Source organism: Frondihabitans sp. PAMC 28766 (assembly GCF_001577365.1).
GTDB lineage: Bacteria > Actinomycetota > Actinomycetes > Actinomycetales > Microbacteriaceae > Frondihabitans.
In genome coordinates this window covers 379,502-403,604 of sequence record NZ_CP014513.1, presented here as the reverse complement: position 1 = coordinate 403,604, position 24,103 = coordinate 379,502, and the positions used below count along the sequence as shown (strand labels likewise).

The 24,103-nt window shown below is 70.2% G+C and carries 19 protein-coding genes; 13 read left to right on the top strand and 6 right to left on the bottom strand.

What is annotated here, in order from left to right; genetic code table 11:
• The first annotated feature begins 21 nt into the window (after positions 1-21).
• From AX769_RS01895 to AX769_RS01885, 3 genes are all read left to right on the top strand, one after another.
• Complete coding sequence (locus tag AX769_RS01895) at positions 22-3,246, top strand: efflux RND transporter permease subunit (RefSeq protein ID WP_157887392.1); 3,225 nt, start codon at positions 22-24, stop codon at positions 3,244-3,246.
• Between the two features lie 370 nt (positions 3,247-3,616).
• Positions 3,617-6,010, top strand: coding sequence for a DEAD/DEAH box helicase (locus AX769_RS01890; protein ID WP_066275321.1), 2,394 nt, complete (start codon positions 3,617-3,619; stop codon positions 6,008-6,010).
• A 155-nt stretch (positions 6,011-6,165) separates the two neighbouring features.
• Positions 6,166-7,659: an insulinase family protein gene (locus AX769_RS01885; protein WP_066275319.1), complete on the top strand. Its 1,494-nt coding sequence runs from the start codon at positions 6,166-6,168 to the stop codon at positions 7,657-7,659.
• 52 nt (positions 7,660-7,711) lie between these two features.
• Here AX769_RS01885 and AX769_RS01880 read toward each other — a convergent pair whose 3' ends face one another.
• Positions 7,712-8,218, bottom strand: coding sequence for a DinB family protein (locus AX769_RS01880; protein ID WP_066275317.1), 507 nt, complete (start codon positions 8,216-8,218; stop codon positions 7,712-7,714).
• Positions 8,219-8,260: 42 nt separating this feature from the next.
• On the bottom strand, positions 8,261-9,556 hold the full coding sequence (locus AX769_RS01875; protein ID WP_066275314.1) for a glycosyltransferase: 1,296 nt from the start codon (positions 9,554-9,556) through the stop codon (positions 8,261-8,263).
• 38 nt (positions 9,557-9,594) lie between these two features.
• Here AX769_RS01875 and AX769_RS01870 point away from each other — a divergent pair, with 38 nt between their 5' ends.
• The 3 genes from AX769_RS01870 to AX769_RS01860 are packed head-to-tail and all read left to right on the top strand — an operon-like array spanning position 9,595 to position 12,336.
• Positions 9,595-10,614 (top strand): NAD(P)-dependent oxidoreductase, encoded by a 1,020-nt coding sequence (locus AX769_RS01870; RefSeq protein ID WP_066275312.1) that lies wholly within the window; start codon positions 9,595-9,597, stop codon positions 10,612-10,614.
• Positions 10,607-11,401: an MBL fold metallo-hydrolase gene (locus tag AX769_RS01865; protein WP_157887391.1), complete on the top strand. Its 795-nt coding sequence runs from the start codon at positions 10,607-10,609 to the stop codon at positions 11,399-11,401. The genes AX769_RS01870 and AX769_RS01865 overlap by 8 nt, the downstream gene beginning before the upstream one ends.
• Positions 11,398-12,336 (top strand): 3-oxoacyl-[acyl-carrier-protein] synthase III C-terminal domain-containing protein, encoded by a 939-nt coding sequence (locus AX769_RS01860; RefSeq protein ID WP_066275308.1) that lies wholly within the window; start codon positions 11,398-11,400, stop codon positions 12,334-12,336. The genes AX769_RS01865 and AX769_RS01860 overlap by 4 nt, the downstream gene beginning before the upstream one ends.
• A gap of 49 nt (positions 12,337-12,385) precedes the next feature.
• Here the strand turns inward: AX769_RS01860 and AX769_RS01855 are convergent, their stop codons facing one another.
• A complete protein-coding gene (locus AX769_RS01855) occupies positions 12,386-12,886 on the bottom strand; it encodes a MarR family winged helix-turn-helix transcriptional regulator (protein WP_066275306.1) in 501 nt (166 codons plus the stop codon).
• 435 nt (positions 12,887-13,321) lie between these two features.
• On the opposite strand from AX769_RS01855, the gene AX769_RS01850 reads away from it, so the two are divergent.
• On the top strand, positions 13,322-13,792 hold the full coding sequence (locus tag AX769_RS01850; RefSeq protein WP_066275304.1) for a DIP1984 family protein: 471 nt from the start codon (positions 13,322-13,324) through the stop codon (positions 13,790-13,792).
• A gap of 247 nt (positions 13,793-14,039) precedes the next feature.
• On the opposite strand, the gene AX769_RS01845 is transcribed toward AX769_RS01850, so the two are convergent.
• The 3 genes from AX769_RS01845 to AX769_RS01835 are packed head-to-tail and all read right to left on the bottom strand — an operon-like array spanning position 14,040 to position 17,537.
• The gene (locus AX769_RS01845) at positions 14,040-14,822 is read right to left on the bottom strand and encodes a copper homeostasis protein CutC (RefSeq protein WP_239451903.1); all 783 of its coding nucleotides are present in this window, start codon (positions 14,820-14,822) and stop codon (positions 14,040-14,042) included.
• On the bottom strand, positions 14,819-16,342 hold the full coding sequence (locus tag AX769_RS01840) for a M81 family metallopeptidase (protein WP_066275298.1): 1,524 nt from the start codon (positions 16,340-16,342) through the stop codon (positions 14,819-14,821). The genes AX769_RS01845 and AX769_RS01840 overlap by 4 nt, the downstream gene beginning before the upstream one ends.
• Positions 16,329-17,537: an ROK family protein gene (locus AX769_RS01835; RefSeq protein WP_066275295.1), complete on the bottom strand. Its 1,209-nt coding sequence runs from the start codon at positions 17,535-17,537 to the stop codon at positions 16,329-16,331. The genes AX769_RS01840 and AX769_RS01835 overlap by 14 nt, the downstream gene beginning before the upstream one ends.
• Positions 17,538-17,731: 194 nt before the next feature.
• Between AX769_RS01835 and AX769_RS01830 the strand changes: the two genes are divergently transcribed.
• The 6 genes from AX769_RS01830 to AX769_RS01810 are packed head-to-tail and all read left to right on the top strand — an operon-like array spanning position 17,732 to position 24,088.
• Positions 17,732-19,546 (top strand): peptide ABC transporter substrate-binding protein, encoded by a 1,815-nt coding sequence (locus AX769_RS01830; RefSeq protein ID WP_066275294.1) that lies wholly within the window; start codon positions 17,732-17,734, stop codon positions 19,544-19,546.
• A gap of 14 nt (positions 19,547-19,560) precedes the next feature.
• Positions 19,561-20,520: an ABC transporter permease gene (locus tag AX769_RS01825; RefSeq protein WP_066275291.1), complete on the top strand. Its 960-nt coding sequence runs from the start codon at positions 19,561-19,563 to the stop codon at positions 20,518-20,520.
• Positions 20,517-21,404 (top strand): ABC transporter permease, encoded by an 888-nt coding sequence (locus AX769_RS01820; protein ID WP_066275288.1) that lies wholly within the window; start codon positions 20,517-20,519, stop codon positions 21,402-21,404. The genes AX769_RS01825 and AX769_RS01820 overlap by 4 nt, the downstream gene beginning before the upstream one ends.
• A gap of 1 nt (position 21,405) precedes the next feature.
• The gene (locus AX769_RS01815; RefSeq protein WP_066275281.1) at positions 21,406-23,124 is read left to right on the top strand and encodes an ABC transporter ATP-binding protein; all 1,719 of its coding nucleotides are present in this window, start codon (positions 21,406-21,408) and stop codon (positions 23,122-23,124) included.
• Positions 23,121-23,510 (top strand): ROK family protein, encoded by a 390-nt coding sequence (locus AX769_RS25625; RefSeq protein ID WP_255359413.1) that lies wholly within the window; start codon positions 23,121-23,123, stop codon positions 23,508-23,510. Before AX769_RS01815 ends, AX769_RS25625 begins: the two co-directional genes overlap by 4 nt.
• Positions 23,507-24,088, top strand: coding sequence for an ROK family protein (locus tag AX769_RS01810; RefSeq protein WP_255359412.1), 582 nt, complete (start codon positions 23,507-23,509; stop codon positions 24,086-24,088). Before AX769_RS25625 ends, AX769_RS01810 begins: the two co-directional genes overlap by 4 nt.
• The last annotated feature ends 15 nt before the right edge of the window (positions 24,089-24,103 follow it).

Below are 24,103 nucleotides of genomic sequence, written 5' to 3'. Positions count from 1 at the left end.
CTTCTCGACACCGGAGCGCCAGTGCATCTCCTCTCGGTCTTCAGCCTTCGCAACCGAGCTCTCATCGCTCTGATCACGATCGTCGTAGCGATCTTCGGCGGCTACGCGCTGACGGCGCTCAAGCAGGAGCTCATCCCGGACATCACGCTGCCCCAGGTCGCCATCGTCGCAACCTACCCGGGGGCGTCGCCGCAGGTCGTCAACGACTCCGTCTCGTCGCCGATCGAGAAGGCGATTCAGATCATCCCGGGGCTGCAGTCCACGACGGCGACCTCGCAGACGTCGTCGTCCTCGATCCAGGCGTCGTTCGACTACGGCACCGACATCCCCCAGGCCGAAGAGAAGATCCAGCAGGCGATCGACACCGTCACCCTGCCCGACTCGGTGCAGACGCAGGTGGTCTCGGGCGACCTCTCCGACCTGCCCGTCATCCAGCTCGCGGTGACCGGCGGCCCGGCCGACAAGCAGAAGCTCGTCGACGACCTCAACAACATCACCGTGCCGGCGCTCCAGAAGCTCGACGGCGTCAACCAGGCCACCGTCTACGGCGACGCCGGCCAGCGGGTCACGATCCAGCCGAACCAGTCGAAGCTCGCGGCCGTCGGTCTGACCTCCAGCGCCATCAAAGACGCCCTCGACGACAACGGCACCCTCGTGCCCGGCGGCCAGATCACTCAGAACGGCAAGACCCTGTCGATCCAGGCCGGGTCACGGCTCACGAGCGTCGCGCAGGTCTCTGCACTTCCGCTCGTGGGCGCGAAGTCGCCGCTGACCGGCCAGGCGGCGCCGACCACCATCGCCGACGTCTCGAAAGTGGCGCTGACCAGTGCGCCGATCACCTCGATCTCGCGTGTCAACGGCAAAGACGCTCTGACCATCGCCGTCACCAAGTCGCAGGATGCCAACACGGTCGACGTCTCCAAGACGATCCGTGACGACATCCCGTCTCTGCTCACCAACCTGAACGATCACGTGACGATGACGGTCGTCTTCGACCAGGCGCCGTTCATCCAGCAGTCGATCACGTCGCTGGCGACCGAGGGCGGGCTCGGTCTGATCTTCGCAGTGTTCGTGATCTTCCTCTTCCTGTTCTCGATCCGGTCGACGATCGTGACTGCGATCAGCATTCCGACCAGCGTGCTGATCACCTTCATCGGGCTGCTCGCGACCGGCTACACGATCAACATCCTGACCCTCGGCGCGCTCACGATCGCGATCGGGCGGGTGGTCGACGACTCGATCGTCGTCACCGAGAACATCAAGAGACATCTGACTCCCGGCGTCGACCGGGCGCACGCGATCGCCTCGGCCGTGCGTGAGGTGGCCGGCGCCGTGACCGCGTCGACGATCACCACGGTGGTCGTCTTCTTGCCGCTGGCGTTCGTGCAGAGCGAGGTCGGCGAGCTCTTCCGGCCCTTCGCGCTCACCGTCGTGATCGCGCTGCTCGGATCGCTGTTCGTGGCGCTGACCATCGTGCCGGTGCTGTCGTACTGGTTCATGCGGCCGGCGAAGGGGCACCGGCACTCGCCGGAGCCGATCGATGCGCCGCCGACGACTTCTGACTCGGCCGCCCGCGCGGGTGCCAGTACGGGGGTGGGCGCGGGTCGCGGTGCAGGTCTCGGCGCCGACGTCGAGATGCCGCACGCCGCCGTCGACTACGTGAAGAGCGGGCATCAGACGCGGCTCGATGGTCTGCGGCGCGGGTACCTTCCGATCCTGAACTGGACCTTGCGCTTCAGGCTGCTGACCGTCATGCTCGCGGCCGTCGTGCTCGCCGGGTCGGGGGTGTCGGCACTGCTGCTCACCACGAACTTCCTCGGCTCGAGCGGCCAGAACACCCTCTCCGTCTCGCAGGCGCTGCCGTCCGGTACGAGCCTCGCGTCCCAGTCGGCCGCCGCGCAGAAGGTCGAGAACGCCCTGCAGGGCATCAAGCAGATCGACACCGTGCAGCTCACCATCGGCTCGAGCGGCAACTCGCTCGCCTCGTTCTTCGGCGGCAGCGACGGCTCGACGGTCACCTACCAGATCACCACCGACGAGAACGCCGACCAGGACGCCCTGACCGCCACGATCCGCTCCCGCCTCGGCGCCCTGACCGGCGCGGGCGACATCACCGTCGAGCCCTCGAGCGGCTTCGGGTCGAGCAACGACATCGAGGTCGACGTCACCTCGAACGATGCGGCCACGCTGCAGACCGCAGCGGACCGGGTCTACGACGCGATGAAGAAGGTCAAGTCGGCCGCAGGCGTGACGAGCAACCTCTCGGCCGCGCAGCCCCTGATCGGTATCACGGTCGATCGCACGAAGGCCGCGTCGTACGGCCTCACCGAACTGGAGGTCGGTGGCCTGGTCTCGCAGGCCGTGCAGCCGCTCGACGTCGGCTCACTCGAGATCAACGGCTCGACCGTCGATATCTTCACGACACCCACGAACCCGCCCACGACCGTCTCCGCGCTGCAGAAGCTGAGCGTGCCGACGTCGAAGGGCATCGTGCCGCTGAGCGACCTCGCCACGGTCACGCAGACCGACGGCCCCGCGACCATCACCACCGAGAACGCCGTCCGCAGTGCCACCATCACGATCACGCCGGCCTCCGACAACCTGTCGGCCGCGAACTCGCAGGTGTCGTCCGCGCTCGCGGGCGTCAACCTGCCGAAGGGCGCCGATGCCGTCGTCGGCGGTGTCACCTCGCAGCAGTCGTCGGCGTTCAAAGACCTGACGATCGCTCTGATCGTCGCGATCCTGGTCGTCTACATCGTCATGGTGGCCGCATTCAAGAGCCTGCTGCAGCCGGTGCTGCTGCTCGTGTCGATCCCGTTCGCTTTCTCGGGCGCGATCCTGCTGCAGGTGATCGTCAGGATCCCCCTCGGCGTGCCGTCGCTGATCGGCGTGCTGATGCTGGTCGGCATCGTGGTGACGAACGCCATCGTGCTCGTCGACCTCGTCAACCAATATCGGCGCAGAGGTCTGCCTGTCAGAGAGGCGCTGATCGAGGGGACGTCCCGGCGTCTCCGGCCGATCCTGATGACGGCCCTCGCCACGATCCTCGCGCTCGTGCCGCTCGCCGTCGGGCTGACGGGTCACTCGAGCTTCATCTCGCAGCCGCTGGCGATCGTCGTGATCGGCGGGCTCGTGACCTCGACGATCCTGACGCTCATCGTGCTGCCGGTGCTCTACTCGGGCATCTACGAGTGGCTCGAGCGGCGGGCTGCGCGTCGCGCGCCCGTGCTGCCTGAGCGGTCGTAGTCCTGCCTGCGCCTCCGCCGCTCCTCCTCCTCCTCCTCCTCCTCCTCCTCCTCCTCCTCCTCCCAATTGCGAGGAGATAGTCGCGGCGTGGCCGCCGCCGCCGCACTTCGTCGTCGTCGCGAGCAATTTCTCCTCGAAATTGGGAGGAGAGGCGGGCGCAGGATGCCTCGGGGTTACGAAAATGGCAGGCGTCGGGTAGCGTAGGTGGGTCGGCTCGAGACACCGCGACTGTTAGCGGATGGGTTTTGTCAGTCTCCGGGGCCGGAATCGCAAGCGATCTGCTGCGATGCAATCACGTATGTGAACGGTCCCTGGCCAAAGGCTGCCCGGGGTGAATCTTCGCGTCATCCAGAGAAACCCAGGAAGAACCATGTCTCCTTTCGACAAGAATGCTTCGGCGCGCCCCGCCAAGGTCCGCCCCAGCTCGAAGAGCCCCAAGCATCGCGGCTACAAGCCCGAGCCCGAAGGCGGCCCCGCCAAGAAGCGTTGGGACGCCCCCGAGCGTGCCGCCCGCGGCGCTTCGCGCGGCGACGCCCCCCGTGGCGGACGCTCGGCCGACAACGCGTCGGGTCGCCCCAACTGGGAGCCGCGCAAGGCCGGCGGCTCCAACCCCCGCTTCGGAGGCGCCCGTGAAGACCGCGACGCCCGCAACGGCGCTCGCGGCCGCGACTCGTTCGAGCGCCCCTCGCGCGGCGGCTACAACGACGAGCGCCCCTCGCGTGGCGGGTACAACCGCGACGAGCGTCCCGCCGGCGGCGACCGCTTCAGCGCTGGTCGTCCGGCCCGCGACGAGCGTCCGGCTCGCGACAGCCGCCCCTCGCGTGACGACCGTTTCGGCGGCGGACGCCCGGCGCGTGACGACCGCGGCGGTCGCTCCGACGACCGCGGCTTGCGCTCGTACGACCGTAACGACCGCCCGGCCCGCTCGAACGACCGCCCGGCCCGCTCGAACGACCGCCCCGCCCGCTCGTACGACCGCCCCGAGGGTGGCCGCCCGGGCCGCGAGGATCGCGCGCCATTCAAGCGCCGCGACGACTACGGCTCCGGCCGCCCGTCGCGCGACGACCGCGCCCCACGCAGCTTCGACCGTGACGATCGCTCCGCGCGCCCCGCGCGCGACGACCGAGCGCCCCGCTCGTACGACCGCGATGACCGCTCGGCTCGTGACGACCGCGCCCCGCGCAGCTTCAACCGTGACGACCGTCCGTCGCGTCCGTCGCGCGACGACCGCGCCCCGCGCTCGTTCGACCGCGCTGACTCGGATGGCCGTTCCGGCGCTGGCCGCCCCGCCCGTAACGACCGCCCGGAGCGGTCTGGCGCCCCGCGCGAGTTCGACCGCGACGATCGCGGCAACCGCCCGACCCGCTCGTACGGCGGCAACGGCTCCTACGGAAGCGACCGCAGCGACCGCAGCTCCGACCGCCCCCGCGGCAACGACCGCAGCTACGGCGACGACCGCGCCGAGCGCGGCAGCGACTTCTACCCGAAGCGCGACAACGCTCCCCACTACAGCCCCGAAGACGACGTCAAGCTCGAGAAGCTGCAGGCCGAGGTCGTCACGGCCGGCGAGGTCGCGGGCAAGACGTGGGGCGACCTGGGTCTCGGCGACAACATCACCCGCCAGCTGATCACGATGGGCGCCCCCGCGCCCTTCCCGATCCAGGCGGCGACCATCCCCGACGTGATCGCGGGCAAAGACGTCCTCGGGCGCGGCCGCACCGGCTCGGGCAAGACCATCGCCTTCGGTGCGCCCCTCGCCGAGAAGCTCCTCGAGCACGGTGGCGCGAAAGACCGCAAGCCGGGTCGCAAGCCCCGCGCGCTGATCCTGGCCCCCACCCGTGAGCTCGCGATGCAGATCGACCGTACCGTGCAGCCCATCGCGCGTTCGGTCGGCCTCTTCACCACGCAGATCTACGGCGGAGTGCCGCAGCAGCGTCAGGTGCACGCCCTCCAGCGCGGCGTCGACATCGTGATCGGCACGCCCGGCCGCATCGAAGACCTCATCGAGCAGGGTCGTCTCGACCTCAGCCACGTCACCGTGACGGTGCTCGACGAGGCCGACCACATGTGCGACCTCGGCTTCCTCGAGCCGGTGCAGCGCATCATCCGTGAGACCGCCGACGTCACGCCGCACGGTGCCCGCGCACAGAAGCTGCTCTTCAGCGCCACCCTCGACAAGGGTGTGGCGAAGCTGGTCGATGAGTTCCTCGTCGATCCTGCCGTCCACGAAGTCGCCGGCGAAGACCAGGCGTCGTCGACGATCGACCACCGCGTGCTGCTCATCGAGCAGCGCGACAAGACGGCCGTCATCGAGCAGCTCTCGCAGGGCCGCGGCAAGACGCTCGTCTTCGCCCGCACCCGCGCGTTCGCCGAGCAGCTCGCCGACCAACTCGAAGACGCCGGCATCGCGACGACGAGCCTCCATGGAGACCTCAACCAGGCGCGCCGCACGCGCAACCTCGAGCTGCTCACGTCGGGCCGCGTCAACGTGCTCGTCGCCACCGACGTCGCCGCCCGCGGCATCCACGTCGACGACATCGAGCTGGTCATCCAGGCCGACGCCCCCGACGAGTACAAGACGTACATGCACCGCTCGGGCCGCACTGGCCGCGCCGGCAAGGAGGGCACCGTGGTCACCCTGATCACGCGCAACCGCCGCCGCCGCATGGAAGAGCTGCTCGAGCGCGCCGAGATCTCGGCCGACATGGTCGACGTCCGCCCCGGCGACGCGCTGATCGACCAGCTGGCCGACGCGAACCGCTAGCTCGCGCCCTCGCAGCCGGCTCAGACCCTCGCGGTCGGCCACGACATCCCGCCCAGGCGTGGTGTGGTGGCCGGCGGCGAGGGTCTTTGCCTTTATGAGGCGCTGCAAGCCACCGACACCTGCCGGGTTAACTTCGGCGTGCAACACTGTGCGCCATGCAGATCGTGACCTCGACCACGCCCAGCGGAATCCTCACCCGCACTGCCAATGTCCCCGGCCGCACCTACGGCTCGATCACGTTCGGCGTCGGCCCGCGCGACGAGCCCGTCGAGCTGCGCGGCATGAGTCACCTCACTCTGCACCTCGTCGAGGCCGCCCTCGAGCCGAAGCTGATCCCGAGCAAGGCGTACCTCGACGAGGGCTCGATCCGCCTCGACGCATCCGGCACGACGGCCCAGGTGCTCTCGCACTTCCGGGCCGTCGCCGACGCGGTGGTCGCCCTTGGCAGCGTCACCGCGTACGAGCTCGGCCGCGCCAAGCACCTTCTCGAGGTCGAAGAGCCGATCGACTACCGCCACCCGGGTGTCGACACCTTCACTCTCCGTTACGGTCTCGGCGAGATCGGCCGCAACGGCTTCGGTTCGCCGACCATCGCCTCGGTCGGCAGGAAAGACGTCGCCCGCTGGGCCGCCGCCCACCTCACCGCCGAGAACGCCGCCGTCGCCCTGACCAAGCCCCTGACGGCCTCCTTCGACCTCGACCTGCCAGCCGGCGCGCGCCCCACCCGCGGTGTGCCGGTCCCACTGCTGACGACGCCGACCCTCGTCGCCTTCGAGAACCGGGGTGCGTGCGCATCCCTCGTGGTCGAGAGCGCAGGATCGGAGCAACTCGGCGAGGCGATCCACCTCGCGTTGGCCGAGCGCCTCGTCGACCAGGCTGGGCTGGCCTACAGCGTCGACTACGACCACGTCCGGGTCGACAAACAGACCGCGGTGCTCTCGTATCCTGTCGAGCCGGCGTTCGACGACCTGCCCGAGGTCGTCAGGATCCTGATCCAGTCACTCCACGACTTCGCCGACGACGGCGTCTCGCCCGCGGCCATCACGCTGGCTCACGAGTACACGAAGCTCGCGCTCGCCAGCGACCCCGACTCCGTCCGAGAGTCGCTCGCGGGTGCGAACGCCCTCGACCTCCGCGGTTTCACCCCGCCGAGCCGCGAGGAGCAGCTGCTCGCCGCGGCGTCGCTGACCCCGGAGTCGGTCGCCGCTGCGGTGACTGCGGCACTGCCGAGCCTGTTCGTCGCTTTCGACGAGGATGCGTCGCTGAAGAAGGTCGCCAAGGCGCTGTCACTGCCGATCGACCCGTTCCAGTTGCTGCAGGAGGCGCCCGAGAAGCTGTGGAAGAAGGCGGTCAAGGCGGACGACGTCGTGACCTTCCTCACGAAGTCGGGCGCCGATGTCCGAAGCGCCGAGGCCGTCGTGACCGAGTCGGCGCTGCTGCATCGCTACGACGACGCCACGGTCGCCGCCGTCGACTTCGCCGACCTCGTGCTCGTCGGCGAACGCCCGAACGGCACCCTCGTGCTCGTCGACGCCGCAGGCCGCTGGCTGCCCTTCGTGGCCGCCGACTGGAAGCAGGGCAAGCAGTTCGTCAAGGCGCTGCGGAAGGCGTTGCCTGCCGAGCTGATTCGGGCGTTCCCGGCGCTGTAAGCGACCGCCCCCTGATCCTGCCGCCGGAGGCGTCGGCCTCGGACGGGAAGGGCTAGAGCCGATCGAGGATGCCGCGGGCGTACGAGGCCTGGCCGGCGTGCTGCAGGCAGTCGCCCACGATGCTGACGAGGCGGGAGCCGCGGGTGACGGGCGGGTTCCAGTTGGTGTCGATCACGTCGTCGAGGTCGGACTCGGTGACGGTCGCGAGGTAGGCGACGGTGCGCGCGGTGACGGCGGCGAGGTAGCCGGTGAGGAGGTCGGCAGGGGCGACGACGCGGGCGACGTCTCCGGCGCTCATGCCGTAGCCCATCTCGTCGGGGCCGAAGGGGAGGTTGAAGCGGCCGTACCAGTCGTCGGCCGTCCACACCTGCTCGCTGGCGGCGAGGTCGGCGACCTGGACGTCTTGGCCGCGGGCGATGTGCCACGCCAGCCACGCGATCGTGTTCGTGCCGACGGCGGGCCGGGCGCCGAGGCGCTGGGCGTCGAGGCCGTCGGTGGCGCGCTCGACGATGGCGGGGATGCGGGTGAAGGAGTCGGTCAGGAGTTCGGACGGCGTCATGCTGCCACGCTAGCGAAGGCCGCCGACAGGGGGCCGGGCACGCTATCGAAGGCCGCCGACAGGGGGCCGCGGGTCGCTGGTCGAGCGGGGCCCGGAGGCGAGCGCCGTCTGGTACACCCCGATCATCGGCCCGGCCACCTGCTCGACCGCAGCGCGCGCCGAGAGCATGGCACGGCTCGCGACGGTGATGATCGCAGGATCGCGTCGCAGCCTTTCGATCACCGCCACGATGCCGTCCGCGTCCGGTGTCGGCGTCAGGAAGCCGCCCCCGTCGGGCACGACCTCGGCGAGGTCGGGGTCGCAGTGGAGCACGGGGAGCCCTGCGGCGACGGCTTCCAGGATGACCATCGGCTGGTTGTCGAAGTCGACCGAGCTCGACACGAGCACGTGCGCGTCGCGCATGGCCTGCAGCACCTCGCTGCGAGGCACGGCCCCGTGGAGGGTCACCGGGGCGCTCGCCGCGGCCTTCGCGATCGCCGACCGGGCGACGCCGTCGCCATAGACGTCGACGACGACGCCGGGCGAAAGGCCGTGTGCAGCCCGGATCATCACGTCCGGTCGCTTCTCCGGCGAGAGCCGCCCGACCCAGACGAGACGCATCGGCTCGCCCGGCCCGACGACGCGGGCCGCCGGCGCATCGACAGCCGTCAGCACCTCACCTTCGAGGCCGTTCGAGAGCACGGTGATGGGCGTCTGCACCCCGCGATCGCGGAGCTTCCGGGCGAAGTGCTGCGACGGCACGACGACGTGCGCACTGGCGCGCGACTGAGCCAGCATGAGTCGCCACATCCGGCGCGCTGTCCTCGTGGCGGTGTACGCGGCGTCGTCGTCCACGCGGAGGCCGGCGTGGCTGATCTGACGGGAGTGCAGGAAGGCGAGGAGAACGGTCGTCACGGCCGGCAGCGGGAGGACGTTCGCCGTGTAGACGTCGATTCGGCCGTGCATCGTGTGGACGACGGGGATTCGGAGATCCTGCGCCGTGCGAACTGCCGCAAGAGCCGCCATCATCTCGGAGTGCGTGTGAACGACCTCGATGCCTCGAGCGACGAACTCGCGCCGGAGAACGGCCCGGATGCGTCGGGGCGACCAGGCGAACGGGTAGCCGTCGGGTCGGAACACCGGTGAGACCGGCAGCCCGACGATCTCGGGGACGCCGACGGCGGTGCCCGCGGCTGGGGCATCGCCCGTGCCCGCCTGTGCACCCTCCGAGCCCACCAGGGGGCAGAACACGGTCACCTCGTGACCCGCTGTCGCCAAAGCCTCCGCCAGCGCCTTGACCGCGGTCTGCACACCGCCGAGAGTCGGCAGGTAGTAGTCGGTGACGAGGGCGATCCGCACGACAGGAGTCTAGGAGGCCGCCGCCCTAGGATCGGTGCATGGGGATGAGGGCACTCGTCACGGGGGCGAGCGGATTTCTCGGCGGGCACGTCGTGAAGGATCTGCGCGCGCACGGCTACGAGGTCGTCGCGGCCGGCCGTCGCGAGGCCGCCCTCCCCGCCGGTGGTGCGACCTTCGTCGGAGACCTCGAGGCGCTCGCGACTGCCGACGTGCCCGCCGACGTCGTCGTCCACTGCGCGGCACTCTCGTCGCCCTGGGGCCGGTGGTCGGAGTTCGAGCACGCCAACGTCACGGGCACGGCAAACGCCCTCGAGTACGCCCGGCGTGCCGGTGCGAGGAGGTTCGTGCACGTCTCGTCGCCGGGCATCTACGCGGCCCCACGCGACCGTGTCGGCATCCGCGAGCACGAGGTCGACCCGACCCGGCCGATGAACCACTACATCCGCTCCAAGCTCGAGGCAGAGGCGCTGCTCCGCGCCGCCGCCGGGCCACCCGGCTCGCCGGAGATCGTCGTGCTGCGGCCCCGGGGCATCATCGGCCCCGGCGACCCGAGCCTGGTGCCCCGCCTCCTGCGCGTCCACGAGCGGGTGGGCGTGCCGCTGATGCGCGGCGGGCAGGGCCTCATCGACCTCACCGCCGTCGAGAACGTCGCGCTCGCCGTGCGTCTCGGCGCCGAGGTGCCGGGCATCGACGGCGAGGTCGTCAACATCACGAACGGCGACCCTCGCCCCTTCGTCGATCTCCTCGACCAGCTGCTGGTCGGCCTCGGTCTGCCGCTGCGGCATCGCAGACTCCCGGCCCGTGCGGTGTACGGTCTGGCGGCGGCGCTCGAGGCCGTGTGCGGGGTGATTCCCGGCCGCCCCGAGCCGCCTCTCACTCGCTACACCGTGACGACGATCGCCCACTCCCAGACGCTCGACATCAGCCGTGCCCGGCGCGTGCTCGGCTACGCGCCCGAAGTCACCCTCGACGAGAGCCTCGCGAGCTACGTGGCCGAGTACGGCGCGCTCGCCGGAGGCCGCGGCTCACGCGCCGCGGATGGTGGCGACCGTGGCTAGCCTGCACTACTTCGCCTGTGGCGAGACGACTCACGGCATGCACCAGCTGCTCCGCGGCGCCTCGCGCGAGCGCCGGGTCTTCCCGTCGGGCGTCTTCCTCTACTCGGCAGGATCCCGACGGGTCCTCTTCGACACCGGCTATGCGCCCGAGCCGTGGCGGGCAGGCGCAGCCGGGTGGGCCTATCGCCGGCTGCTCCCGCCGACCGTGCCGCAGGGGGTCACGGTCGAGCATCGCCTCGACCCTGCGAGCGTCACCCACGTGGTGCTCTCGCATCTCCACCCGGATCATGTCGGCGGAATCCGGGCCTTCCCTGACGCGACGATCGTGCTCACCGAGGGTCTTCACGAGACGCTGCGGTCGCCCCGACTGCGAGAAGGGGTGCTCGGCGGTCTCATCCCTCCGTGGCTCGAGGGCCGCGCGACAGTCCTGCCGTCTGCGGCCTTCGACGCCTCGGTCGCCTCGGGCGCAGCGATCGCCGGCCTCCGCACGGCCGACCTGTTCGGCGACGGCTCGTATCGGCTCGTCGATCTGCCCGGCCACGCGCGCGGTCACGTCGGCGCGCTCGTCGAGGACGACGTCCTCCTCGCCGCCGACGCCGCCTGGGCCCGCGACCTCCTGGGCGAAGAGGGTCGCATCAAGCCGCTTCCGCGGGCGGTCGCGCACGATTCACGAGCGCAGACGATCACAGCCCAGGCGCTGCTCGCCGCCGAGCGACAGGGCGTGCGCCTTCTGTTCAGCCACGATCGACACCCGACCGGTGTCGACCTACTCCGAGGGGGAGCATGAAGAACTGCAGGATCAGCGGGTGGGGCTCGTTCCTTCCCGACCGCACCGTGACTTTCGGAGCACAGACGCGCTACCGGATCCCCGACGACATGCTCCAGCTCGACATGCTGGCCGCCGCCGCCGAGGAGGCCATCAGCCGCGCGGGTCTCGAGCCCGGCGACATCGACTGCATCATCGCGGCCTGCGCCGTCGGAATCCAGCCGATCCCGTGCACCGCCTCACTGGTGATGGAACGCGTCGCCCCGAAAGCCCACGCGGCCGCCTTCGACGTCAACTCGACGTGCACGAGCTTCATCACCGCCGTCGACATCGCGTCACGGTATCTGGCCGACGGTGACTACGAGCGCATCCTGATCGTCTCGGGCGACGTCGGCTCGCGCTCCCTCGACCCCCGGCAGAAAGAGAGCTACGAGCTCTTCTCGGACGCCGCCGCAGCGGTCGTGCTGACCCGAGAAGACAGCGGAGCGGCCGGCTCGGGTGTCATCGCGAGCCTGCAGCAGACCTGGCCTGAGCACGCCCACGACACCGAGCTGCGCGGCGGGCTGTCGCTGCATCCGTCGGACGCCTACGCGGACGGCGACCCGGCCGACTACCTCTTCTCGATGCACGGTCGTCGCGCCCTGATGGGCATGCTGACCGTGCTGCCGGCCTTCTTCGACCGGTTCTTCGCGAAGGCGGGCCTCGGGCACGGCGACATCGATCTCGTCGTGCCGCATCAGGCGAGCGGGGCGCTCGGTCTCGCCATGAGGCGCCTGGGATTCCCGGTCGGCGCGTACGTCGACGCGGTCGGGGAGTACGGCAACATGGTGTCCGCCTCCGTGCCGTACACGCTCACACGCTGTCTTGACGACGGTCGGCTCGGCTCGGGCGACACGGTGCTGCTCTGCGGCACGGCCGCAGGGCTCACCGCGAACGCCTTGGCGGTGCGGCTCTAGGCCGTGCCTCTCGATTCACCTAGGCCTGCGGCCAGTTGAGAGATGCGGCTTAGGCCTGCGGGTCGAAGCAGCCCGAGCCCTCGGTGAGCGCGGCTGCGATCTCGCGGAAGAGAGCCGACATCTCGTCGTAGCGGGCCTCGGGGATGACGCGAGCGAGGGCGCACGTGTAGACGTCGGAGACGGCCTGCACGGCGGCGTGGCCGGAGGGCGTGACACGCAGCACGACGCTGCGGCGATCGGTCGGGTGGGCCTCGCGGAGGAGCGAGCCGGCGGCCACGAGGCGGTCGACGAGACTCGTGGTGGCCCCGGTGGAGAGCTCGAGGAAGTCGGCGACCTGCTTGGGCGTGGAGTGGTCGCCGCTCTCCGAGATGAAGAACAGGGCGCGGATGTCGGTGGCGCCCATCTGCAGCTGCTCGCTCTGGTGGATGATGACTCGGCCGTGCTGCAGCTGCATCTGACGGAAGGCGCCCAGCAGATCGGCGACGCCTTCGGAGGCGGCGCCGCGCGGAGCGGACGAGGCAGCGGGGAGCGGTGCTGCGGTGGTGGTCATGGGTGGCTCCTGGAGAATGGGTTCGGGTTGTCGGGTCGGGGGAGGGGCGAGCGGCTGGTTCGACACTCGTCGCGTAGCTCGATGATCGAGATATTCAAGACTATGCGATTACTCGACTGTCGAGGCATCCCCCTTACTGGGGATATTACATGCCTTGCGAGAATCTCGAGACCTGAGTAACTTCATAGCCGTACCGATCACGACTTCGAGGCGCTGACCGAATCGGCAGCCTCGAACCCGTGGAGCAGGCCGAACCCCCGTAGGCCGCTTCACCTCGCGTGGGCCGGGCTCACACTTCCCTCAGCAGAGCCCGGCCCCCGCCACAACCTCTCGTCGTTCCGTCTCCGGTCGATTTCCGTCAAAACGGACGATCCAGACGCCCCGTTTTGACTGAAATCGACCGTCTTCGGCGGAGCACGGTGCCAGGATGGCGTCATGAAGCTCGCCGAGGCCCTCATCAATCGCGCCGATCTGCAGAAGCGCGTCGAGCAGCTGCGGTCGCGCATCACCTCGAACGCTCGCTACCAGGAGGGCGAGGAGCCCGGCGAAGACGCGGCGGCCCTGCTCTCCGAGGCAGGCGAGGCCCTCGACTCCCTCGAGCGGCTGATCGTCGCGATCAACCTCACGAACTCCGCGACCGTACTCGGCGACGGACGCACGATGACTGCGGCGCTCGCGCAGCGCGATGTCCTCCGCACCCGCCATTCGATCCTGGTCGCGGCTTCCGACGCGTCGGCCGGGGTCGGCGACTTCGGCGGCTACCGGCAGCTGCGCAGCGAGCTGCGCCAGCTCTCGGCGCTCCCCACGGCGGCGATCCGGGCACAGGCCGACGACGTCGCGCGCAGCCTCCGCGAGCTCGACGTCGAGATCCAGCAGGCGAACTGGGAGGCCGATCTGGCGGAATAGGCGAGCCGAGCACGGCAGAGAAGTCGGAGGGTGAGTCGGTAGGCGACGCCCGGGGCGAGCACGGAGCCGATGAGGTGGCGGTCAATCCGCCTCACGTATCTACGCGAAGGGCAGCGTTCGGCACCTGCCGGCACAACTCAGCCCAGCACCGTTCACTGGTGATCGCGCAGACGTCACGACTCATCACCGCGTGCTGACCGGGAGTCGCCGAGGGCGGGTTCGGGGCCTCACCCCACGGCTGCGGGGCTCACCCCGCGGCAGGATGCGATGGGGCGTCGAGGGCGCGACGCGCGGCCGCCACGATCGCGCCGTCGGTGACGAAATGGGAGTCGCTGTCCGCCGACGTCGACCGGGTGCCGAGCGACACCCAACTGCCACCTGCTCGTCGGGCCGGCTTCTTCGCCGAGAGGTGGACGGCGTCGACGCCGGTCGCCACCAGAGCGCCGATGTCCGCGACGTCGACTCCGCCGCCGGCCATCACCTGCACGCTGCCGGCCGCCCGGGCCATGGCCTCGAGCGTGGGTATGCCGGAGGCGGCGCGCGAGGCGCCACCCGAAGTCAGCACTCGCGTCAGGCCGAGGCCGGCGAGGCGGACCGCTGCCGCGACGGGATCCTGCGACTGGTCGATCGCGCGGTGCAGCGTGAGCTCGATGCCGGCGCCCCCGGCACCCGGCCCCCGGGCCGCCTCGACGAGCCGCCCGAGAGCCACCTCGTCGAGCGAGCCGTCACTAAGAAGCGCTCCGATCACCACGCCGGAGGCCCCTGAGGCGACCGCCGCCCGCGTCTCGCGCTCCATCAGGTCGACCTCGTCGGCCGCGAAGACGAAGTCGCCGGGCCGAGGTCGGATCAGCACGTGCACGGGCAGACCGACCGCGACGGTCGTCTCGATCAGGCCCTGCGACGGCGTCAGGCCGCCGAGCTCGAGCCCGACGCACAGCTCGACCCGGTCGGCGCCTCCGTCGAGTGCCGCCCGCGCCCCGGACGGCGACGAGACGGCGATCTCGAGGGACAGCCGCCGCGGCTCGCTCACTCGTCGACCCCGGTGAGCGGTTCGTTCGACGCGGGGATCCATCGCGGAGACAGGTCGGGCTCGCCCATGTCTCGGTCGAACGGGAACATGGGCCGGTGGATTCGGTGATGGCCGAGCCGCTTGAGGTCCTGGTCGACACCGCCGGGGGTGAGGGCCAGGATCCAGTCGCTCGACATGTCGAAGAGCTCGGGCTCGAGATAGCCGATCTTCACGATCACGATGGCGGCCGAGCGCGGGTCGAGGTCGAGGTCGGTGAAGTCGTGCTCGTGGTGGTACGGCTTGCGCAGGCGCGTCAGGATCGCGTGGACGCCTCCGACCCGGATCACCACCTCCGTCTCGGCGTCACGGTCGCCCTCGCGGATGCTGTGCACGAAACCGGTGAGTGTGACGGGGCCGGCGTGGGCGAAGTCGATCTCGGCGCCGGCGGTGACGGTGACGGTCGCCCCGACGCCGGCCGACACGGCGGTCTCGATCGCGCCGGGCCCCGGCACGGAGGCGTAGATGACCGTGGGGGAGTCGTCGGCCCGGAGCTCGGGCCGCGCCAGCAGTCGAGTGAGGCCCCAGCTCATGTCGCCCGACCCGCCAGCCGTCGGGTTGTCGCCCGAGTCGCTGATGAAGAACGGGCGTGCCGTCGAGGCGAGCGCGGTGTCGAGGGCCTCGTCGAGCGACGCGGTCGGCGCGACGAACGCGAAGTCGTCGCGGGCGTCCCAGAATCCCTGCGCGAGTCGGGTCGCGCCAGCGCCGACGGTGCCGGCATCCGAGCCGGTGACGACGGCGACGGCCCGGTTGCGCGGCTCGTCGGCCCACGCGTAGCCGACCCAGATGGCGGCGTCCACGACGCCGTCCGAAGCCTCGACGAGGGGCACGGTCGCGTAGACGGACTTCGCCGGCTCGATCCGCGTCGAGGTCTTCTCGCCGGGCAGCAGCACGGGGATCGGCACCCACGCCTTGAGCGGTCGCGGTGCCCCGGAGGCGAGATGCTCCACCAGGTTGCGGACGGCGCGTTCGCGGGTCTCCTCCGCGTCCTCGTGCGGCGCCATGCGGTAGCAGGCGATGAGATCGCTCTGGTGCGCGAGACGTCGCGACACGTTGCCGTGCAGATCCATGGAGGTCGACACGATCACGTCCGGGCCGACGACGGCGCGCACCCGCGCGAGCAGATCGCCCTCGGCGTCGTCCTGCCCCACGACGCTCATCGCCCCGTGGATGTCGAAGTAGAGACCGTCGAGCGGCGGCATGGCGTCGAGCCGCTCGATCAGCTCGTCCGACAGGGCGGCGAACGCCTCGGGGGTGACGGCGCCGCCGGGAAGCGCCTTGCCGACGAGGGCACCCCGCCAGTCGGCAGCCTTGCGAAGCGGCGAGCCCTCGGCGAGGAAGGCGTAACGCGACAGCACGTCGTCCCCGCGCAGCGGGTGGAAGGCGGGCGCCGACGTGGTGCCCGGAGAGAACGTCGACGACTCTGTGCCGAGACCGGCGATCGCGATGACTGGGCGGTGGGTGGTGGGCTCAACGGTGGGCATGCTGCCTCGGCATTCGTGGGGGAGCGGACGGGGTCTGGGAGATGGCGTCGAGAGCACCGGTGAAGGCACGCTGCAGCGCGAACAGGCCTGCCCCGAGCAGGCCGGCGTCGGCGCCGGTGCGGGCGCGCTCGATCACGAGGTGCTCGGTGGCGAGCGGGTGGCAGCCCTCGTAGAGCTGGCTGCGCACCGCTGCGACGAACGGCTCGACGGTCGACAGGATGCCGCCCAGGTAGACGGCGTCGGGGTTGAAGAAGTTCACGTTGGCGCACAGCACTTCGCCGAGCAGGTGGCCCGCTCGGCGAACGGCTCGAGTGGCGGCAGGATCAGCGAGCCCGGCCAGTCGCACCACGTCGGCGGTGGTCTCGACGGCGACGCCGGCCTCCCGCAGCCCCCGCACCAGTGCGGCGCCCGAGGCCACCGTCTCGAGGCAGCCGGTGTTTCCGCACGAGCACGGGGTGTCGCCGGCGGCCGGCAGGCGGACGTGGGTGATGTCGCCGGCGGCGCCGGTCGCCCCGCGGTAGAGCTGCCCCGAGGCGATGATGCCGACGCCGATGGCCGTGCCGGCCTTGACCGTGATCGACTGTTGTGCCCCCGGCGGCCGGACGGAGTGCTCGCCGAGAGCCATCAGGTTGGCGTCGTTGTCGACGGCCGCGCTCACACCGAAGCGCTCTTCGAGCCACGAGCGCACGGGGAAGGCCGTCCAGCCGGGCATGCGGGACGGCAGGAGGACGGCCCCCGCCGAGACGTCGACGGGGCCGGGCAGCGAGACGCCGACCCCGCGGAGGGTCCCGTCGCCGTGGCGTTCGGCGAGTTCGGTCAGGGTTTCGCTGAGGCTCGCGAGGCCGCGCTCCGGCCCGTCGGCCATCGAGAACGGGACGGTCGCGACGTCGGTGAGGGTGCCGCCGGAGTGCACGACGCCGACGCGGGCGTGCGAGCCGCCGAGGTCGGCGGCGATGGCGAAGCCGTCGGCACCGCCGAGCCGGAGCACCTTGCGAGGCCGCCCACCGGTCGAGGCCTGCGTGCCCTCCTCGGCGACGAGGCCCTGCGCGAGCAGCTGCTGCACGGTCAGAGAGACCGTCGACGCCGCGGCGCCCAGCCGATCGGAGAGCTCGGCACGGGAGGTCGCCTGGCCCCCGGCGATCAGCTCGAGGACTTTCGCGGCGAGCGACGACCCTGCGGGACTTATTTCAGTCATGGATTAACTTACTTCCAGAGTGGGGTGATGAGCCCCAGGATAGGCCGAATTTCAGGCTCGGAACTTTCTCCAGAACAGCAGAAACTTAGTTTTTACACCCGGTAATTTCATTTGGTCGCCGAAGGCCCTTTACTGAGTCCAACCCGCTGTCCGACAGCGCACCTCGCAGTCCTTCGTTCCGACCAAGGAGAATCATGTCCCCTGCAAGCCTGGCGTCCTCTCGCCACCGCTGGGCCTTCGCCGCCACCGCAGCAGTCGCTGCCGTGGCGCTGCTGGCCGGCTGCTCCTCCGGAGGGAGCAGCAACAACTCGTCGTCGTCGAAAGACACGATCGACTACGCGCTCCCCGCCAACTTCACCCCGAACTGGATCCTGCCCATCGGTGCCGCAGGCAAGCTCAACACGAACAACGGCTCGATCTCGTCGACGCTCTGGGAGCCGCTGATCGCCTACAACGGCTCGGCCGGCTCGATCTCCTGGGACAAGAAGGGCTCGATCGCCACCGCCGCCGACTTCGCCACCGACCACAAGAGCGTCACGATCACCCTCGGCGACCGCAAGTGGAGCGACGGCAAGGCCATCACCTCCCGCGACGTCGAGTTCTGGTTCAACCTCATCAAGGCGAACAAGGCCGAGTGGGCGAACTACAACAAGGGCCAGGCGCCCGACGACTGGACGTCGCTCAAGGTCGTCGACTCCACGCACTTCACCATCGACTTCGACAAGGCGTACAACACCGACTGGATGCTCGCCAACCAGCTGAGCTACATCACGCCGCTGCCGCAGCACGTCTGGGACAAGACCAGCGCGTCCGGCTCGGTCGGCAACGACGACGAGACGACCGCGGGCGCCGTCAAGGTCTGGAACTACCTCAACACCCAGGCCAAGGACATCTCGGGCTACGCGTCGAACCCGCTCTGGAAGACCATCTCCGGCCCGTACTCGCTGACGTCGTTCGCGACCTCGGGCAAGGTCGTCTTGACCGCCAACAAGAAGTACGACGGCGGCGAGAAGCCGTCCATCACGACCGTGAACCTGCTGCCGTTTACCTCGACGGACGCCGAAGAGAACGCCGTCCGGTCGGGATCGGTCGACTACGGCTACATCAACGCGACCGACCTCGACCAGAAGTCGTCGTTCACGAGCCAGGGCTATTCGGTGAAGCCGTGGAGCGGCTGGGCCATCACCTACATGCCCTACAACTTCAACAACCCGACCATGGGTGCCGTCTTCAAGCAGCTCTACGCGCGCCAGGCCGTCCAGATGTCGATCGACCAGACCAGCCTCGCCAAGGTCGTCTTCAACGGGACCGCCGTGCCGACGTTCGGCCCGATCCCCCAGGCGCAGAAGTCCGACTATCTGTCGAGCGTGCAGAAGAGCAACCCGTACCCCTACTCGATCTCGAAGGCCAAGGCGCTTCTCACCGCTCACGGCTGGACCGAGAAGGGCGGAACGATGGTCTGCACCTCGCCCGGCTCCTCGTCGAGCGAGTGCGGTGACGGCGTCGCGAGCGGTACGAAGTTCGAGATGGGCGTGCTGTCGCAGTCCGGCTCGACCGTGACCGACAATATGATGAGCGCCATCCAGTCGTCGCTGTCGAAGACCGGCATCGACTTCACGATCAAGACCGCCCCGGTCAACTCGGTGCTCTCGCAGACCCCGCAGTGCACGTCGAGCCAGGCCATCTGCAAGTGGCAGCTGTCGTTCTTCGGCACCGCCGGATCCTGGTATTTCAACGCCTTCCCGACCGGCGACTCGCTCTTCCAGACCGGTGGCGGCGCGAACTTCGGCAACTACAGCAACAGCGCCGTCGACAAGCTGATCGAGACCAGCACCACGTCGAGCGACAACACCGCGATCCAGGGCTACTCGGCCGCCGTCGCCAAAGACCTCCCGGTCGTCTGGCTGCCGGCCCCCGACTACCAGGTGTCGGTGATCAAGAACGGCCTGACCGGGTTCTCGCAGGACTCGCTGGCCAATTTCCACCCCGCCCAGTGGGCCTGGAAGTAGAGGCGCGCTAACCGATGGCCACCACCTCCTACCTTCTGCGACGGCTGCTCCAAGCCGTCGTGGTGATCCTCATCGTGACGGTGGTGGTCTTCGGCCTCCTCCACTCGCTTCCCGGCGGCCCGGCCCGCGGCATCCTGGGGGCGCAGGCGACGCCCCAGCAGCTGGCCCAGTTCAACCGCGACCAGGGCCTCGACAAGCCCCTCGTCGTGCAGTACTTCATCTACCTCGGCCAGCTGCTGCGGGGCGACCTCGGCACGTCGTACACGTTCAACGAGTCGGTCACGCAGCTGATCGTCGAGCGGCTGCCCAAGACGTTGCTGCTCACGATCCTGCAGGCGGTCGTCGCGCTCGTCATCGCCCTCCCGCTCGGCATGTGGCAGGCGGCCCGCCGCAACAAGCCAGTCGACTACGTCATCACCACGGTCAGCTTCGTGGCCTACTCGGCGCCGGTCTTCTTCCTCGGCCTCATCCTGATCATCGTGTTCAGCCAGGTCATCAGACTGTTCCCGTCCGCTGCGCCGAACGGCGAGACCCTGGGCTCCGTGCTGGCCGACCCGCAGGCGCTCGTGCTGCCCGTCGCGGCCGGCGCCGCCGCCATGATCGCCGTCTTCAGCCGCTACATGCGGTCGTCGACCCTCGAGAACCTCGGTGAGGACTACGTGCGCACGGCTCGGGCGGGCGGGGCCTCCGGCACCAGGATCCTGACGCGCCACGTCTTCCGCAACTCGCTGACCAGCGTGGTCGCCATGCTCGGCTACTACGTGCCGGTGCTCTTCGGCGGCTCCCTGGTCGTCGAGCAGCTCTTCAACTATCCCGGCATGGGCCTGCTGTTCTGGAACGCGGCCCAGTCGTCGGACTTCCCCGTGCTGCTCGGCTGCGTGCTCGTGATCTCGATCGCCACCGTCGTCGGCACCCTGATCGCCGACGTGCTCCAGACCGTCATCGACCCCCGTGTGAAAGCAGGTCGCTCATGAGCGCCGTCATCCAGCAGACGGGCGTGCCCGCGTCCGTCGCCGGCTCCACCGGCACCCGTCTCGCCATCCGGCGATTCGCCCGCAACCGGATCGCGGTCGTGGGCCTCGTGGTGGTAGTGCTCTTCGTGCTCTTCTGTTTCGTCGGGCCGCTGGTGCACCCGACCGACCAGATCCACACGGCTCTGTCGCAGGCCAACCTGGCGCCGTCGGCCACACACCTCCTCGGCACCGATGCGGTCGGCCACGACGAGTTCGGCCGGCTGATGTTCGGCGGCAAGGTGTCGCTGACCGTCGGGCTCGCGGCAGGTCTTCTCGCAACGGTCATCGGGACGCTCTGGGGCGCCGTCGCCGGGTACGCCGGCGGCTGGGTCGACACCGTCATGATGCGGGTCGTCGACGCCGGCATCGCGATCCCCGCGCTCTTCATCCTGCTCGTCATCTCGGCGATCTCCACCCCGACTCTGACCGGACTGACCGTCATCCTCGGCCTGGTCTCCTGGCTCGTGCCCTCGCGCCTCATCCGGGCCGAGACGCTGTCGCTCAAGAACCGCGACTACGTGCTCACCCTGCGCGCCATCGGCGGCAGCCACTCGCGTGCCATCACCCGCCACGTGCTTCCCAACAGCGTGTCGACGATCGTGGTCGCCGCGACCTTCCAGGTGGCCGACGCGATCCTGCTCGTCGCCTACGTCAGCTATCTCGGCCTCGGCGTGCAGCCGCCGTCGACCGATTGGGGCGGCATGCTGAGCTCCGGGCTCACCGCGGCCTACTCGGGGCGGTGGTGGCTGATCCTGCCACCGGGCCTCGCCGTGATCCTGGTCGTCTGCGCGTTCAACGCGGTCGGCGACGGCCTTCGTGACGTGTTCGACGTGAGAGGGCGCTGACATGGCATCGGATCTTCTGACGGTGGACGAGCTGACCGTCTCGTTCACGACCGAGACGGGCAACGTCGACGCGGTGCGCGGGCTCGGCCTGGCCATCGCGCCCGGCGAGACCCTGGCGCTCGTCGGCGAGTCCGGCTCGGGCAAGAGCACGGTCGCGCTCGCTGCCATGGGGCTGCTCTCGGGCAACGCCACCGCCACGGGCCGCATCGTCGTCGACGGCACCGACATCGTCCAGGCGTCCGAGCCGGTGCTCCGGGCCCTGCGCGGTTCGACCGTGTCGATGGTCTTCCAGGAGCCCGCGACGGCTCTCGACCCGCTGGCCCGCATCGGGCACCAGATCAGCGAGGTGATCCGCAACCACCACGCCGTCTCGAAGACCGAGGCCTGGGAGCGCTCGGTGTCGCTGCTCGACCGGGTCGGGATCCCGGACCCTGCGACTCGAGCCCGCGCGTTCCCCTTCCAGCTGTCGGGCGGACAGCGGCAGCGAGTCGTGATCGCCATGGCGATCGCCAACGAGCCGCGGCTGCTCATCGCCGACGAACCGACGACCGCCCTCGACGTGACCGTCCAGGCCGAGATCCTCGAGCTGCTGCGCCGTCTCGCCGTCGACACCGGCACGGGCGTGCTGCTCGTCACCCACAACATGGGCGTCGTGGCCGACTTCGCCGATCGGGTCGCCGTGATGCTCCGCGGCGAGATCGTCGAGACCGGGTCGGTCGAAGAGGTGCTGCTGACGCCGACCCACGATTACACGAAAGAGCTGCTGTCGGCGGTGCCGCGGCTCCGGACAGCCGTGTCGGGTGGCACGGACCGTGCAGCGGCTGCCGGGGCAACGCCCGCGGCAACGGCTGCGGCCGCCTCGGCGACGGCGATCGACGGCGACCGCGTGATCGCCCTCGACGACGTCTCGGTGCGCTTCGGCCGCGGCGCCCGAGCGGTGCACGCGCTCCGGGGCATCAGCGTCGACGTGCATGCCGGCGAGACCGTCGGCCTCGTCGGCGAGTCGGGCTCGGGCAAGTCGACCGCCGCCCGTGTCGCGCTCGGGCTCATCGCACCGACCTCGGGCAGCGTCGAGCTCTTGGGCAAAGACTTCCGCCGCTTGGGCGTCTCCGCCCGGCGCCGCCTCCAGGCCGGAATCGGCGTGGTGCTGCAGGATCCCGTCGCCTCCCTCGACCAGCGGATGAGCATCGGCGAGATCGTGGCCGAGCCGCTGCGCGTGCACCGGCGCTCGCTGGGCGGGCGCGAGCGCGAGCGTCTCGTGGCCGAGGCTCTCGAAGCGGTGCGCCTGCCGGCGGCGCTCGCCGGCCGGGCTCCGCGCGAGCTCTCGGGCGGGCAGCGGCAGCGGGTCAGCCTGGCCCGCGCCCTCGTGCTGAGACCTCGGCTGCTCGTCGCGGACGAGCCCACCAGCGCGCTCGACGTCAGCGTGCAGAAGGCCGTGCTGGAGGTGATCGGCGAGCTGCAGAAAGAGCTCGGCTTCGCCTGCCTGTTCGTCTCTCACGACCTCGCCGTCGTGCAGGAGTTCTGTTCACGGGTCGTGGTGATGCGAGCCGGCCAGGTCGAAGAAGAGGGCCCGACCGGCAGCACCCTCGTTCACCCCGTCACCGACTACACACGGCGTCTGCTGGCTGCGGTGCCCGTTCCCGATCCGGTGCTCCAGCGGCAGCGCCGAGCCGACCGGCTCGCTGCTCTCGCAGCGGCCCCCGCCCGGGTCGGCGAGTGACCGGCCTCGCCGGACCCGACGCCGTGGCAGTGCGATCGGGGCCGTCCGGCCTGCTCGCGGGCGTCGACATCGGGGGGACGACCACCCAGGTCGTCCTCGTCGACCGTGACCTGACCGTGCGCGCGCGCGCCGAGGCGCCCACGCCGGCCCTCGTCTCGGGCCACGCCATGGCCGCGACGGCCGCACGCCTCGTGAAGGAGCTCGTCGCCTCGCACGGATCGGGCCGGCCACTGGTCGGGGTCGGCGTCGGTGCGGCCGGTGTCGTCGACGCGGCCCTGGGCAGGATCCTGGTCGCCAGCGACTCGTTCACCGGCTGGTCGGGCTTCCCCTCACGACGGTTCTCGCCGAGGCCCTCGACGCCCCGACGTTTCTCGACAACGACGTGAACGCCTTCCTGCGGGGCGAGGTCAGCGCCGGGTCGATCGCGGGCTCACGCGAGGCGCTCGGAATCACGCTCGGCACCGGTGTCGGCGGCGCCCTCTGGATCGACGGCCGCCTGTGGGACGGCCCCCGCGGGGCCGCGGGTGAGATCGGCCACATTCCGGGCTTCGGCGACGCCCTCTGCACCTGCGGCGGCCGAGGTCATCTCGAGACCCTCGCCTCCGGGCGTTCCATTGCGCGGCGGTACTCCGAGCAGACCGGCTCGGGCCCGGTCACGGCCCGCGAGGTCGCGACCTCGGCTCTCGGCGGTGACCCCGACGCGCTCGCGGTGATGACCGACGCCGGCGACGCCGTGGCCCGAGGGGTGTTGATCACGGCGGGTCTGCTCGACGTGACGACGGTGGTCGTCGGCGGCGGGGTCAGCCGCTCGTGGGGGCTGCTCGGCCAGCTCGTGGGCGACGCGATTGATCGGCAGCCGCCGGTCAGCGGGGCGACGATCCGGCTCGAGGCGTCGGGCCTGGGGGTCGACGCCGTCTCGCTCGGCGCCGCGGCTCGCGCCCGGTCAGAGCTCTTCGTCGCCTGAGCTCTGCCGATCGGT

Coding starts and splice junctions, on each gene's coding strand:
- AX769_RS01855 (WP_066275306.1), bottom strand. CDS start 12,886: ATGACCACCACCGCAGCACCGCTCCCCGCTGCCTCGTCCGCTCCGCGC.
- AX769_RS01880 (WP_066275317.1), bottom strand. CDS start 8,218: ATGACGCCGTCCGAACTCCTGACCGACTCCTTCACCCGCATCCCCGCC.
- AX769_RS01870 (WP_066275312.1), top strand. CDS start 9,595: ATGGGGATGAGGGCACTCGTCACGGGGGCGAGCGGATTTCTCGGCGGG.
- AX769_RS01885 (WP_066275319.1), top strand. CDS start 6,166: ATGCAGATCGTGACCTCGACCACGCCCAGCGGAATCCTCACCCGCACT.
- AX769_RS01825 (WP_066275291.1), top strand. CDS start 19,561: ATGGCCACCACCTCCTACCTTCTGCGACGGCTGCTCCAAGCCGTCGTG.
- AX769_RS01830 (WP_066275294.1), top strand. CDS start 17,732: ATGTCCCCTGCAAGCCTGGCGTCCTCTCGCCACCGCTGGGCCTTCGCC.
- AX769_RS01860 (WP_066275308.1), top strand. CDS start 11,398: ATGAAGAACTGCAGGATCAGCGGGTGGGGCTCGTTCCTTCCCGACCGC.
- AX769_RS01835 (WP_066275295.1), bottom strand. CDS start 17,537: ATGACTGAAATAAGTCCCGCAGGGTCGTCGCTCGCCGCGAAAGTCCTC.
- AX769_RS01815 (WP_066275281.1), top strand. CDS start 21,406: ATGGCATCGGATCTTCTGACGGTGGACGAGCTGACCGTCTCGTTCACG.
- AX769_RS01820 (WP_066275288.1), top strand. CDS start 20,517: ATGAGCGCCGTCATCCAGCAGACGGGCGTGCCCGCGTCCGTCGCCGGC.
- AX769_RS01840 (WP_066275298.1), bottom strand. CDS start 16,342: ATGCCCACCGTTGAGCCCACCACCCACCGCCCAGTCATCGCGATCGCC.
- AX769_RS01890 (WP_066275321.1), top strand. CDS start 3,617: ATGTCTCCTTTCGACAAGAATGCTTCGGCGCGCCCCGCCAAGGTCCGC.
- AX769_RS01850 (WP_066275304.1), top strand. CDS start 13,322: ATGAAGCTCGCCGAGGCCCTCATCAATCGCGCCGATCTGCAGAAGCGC.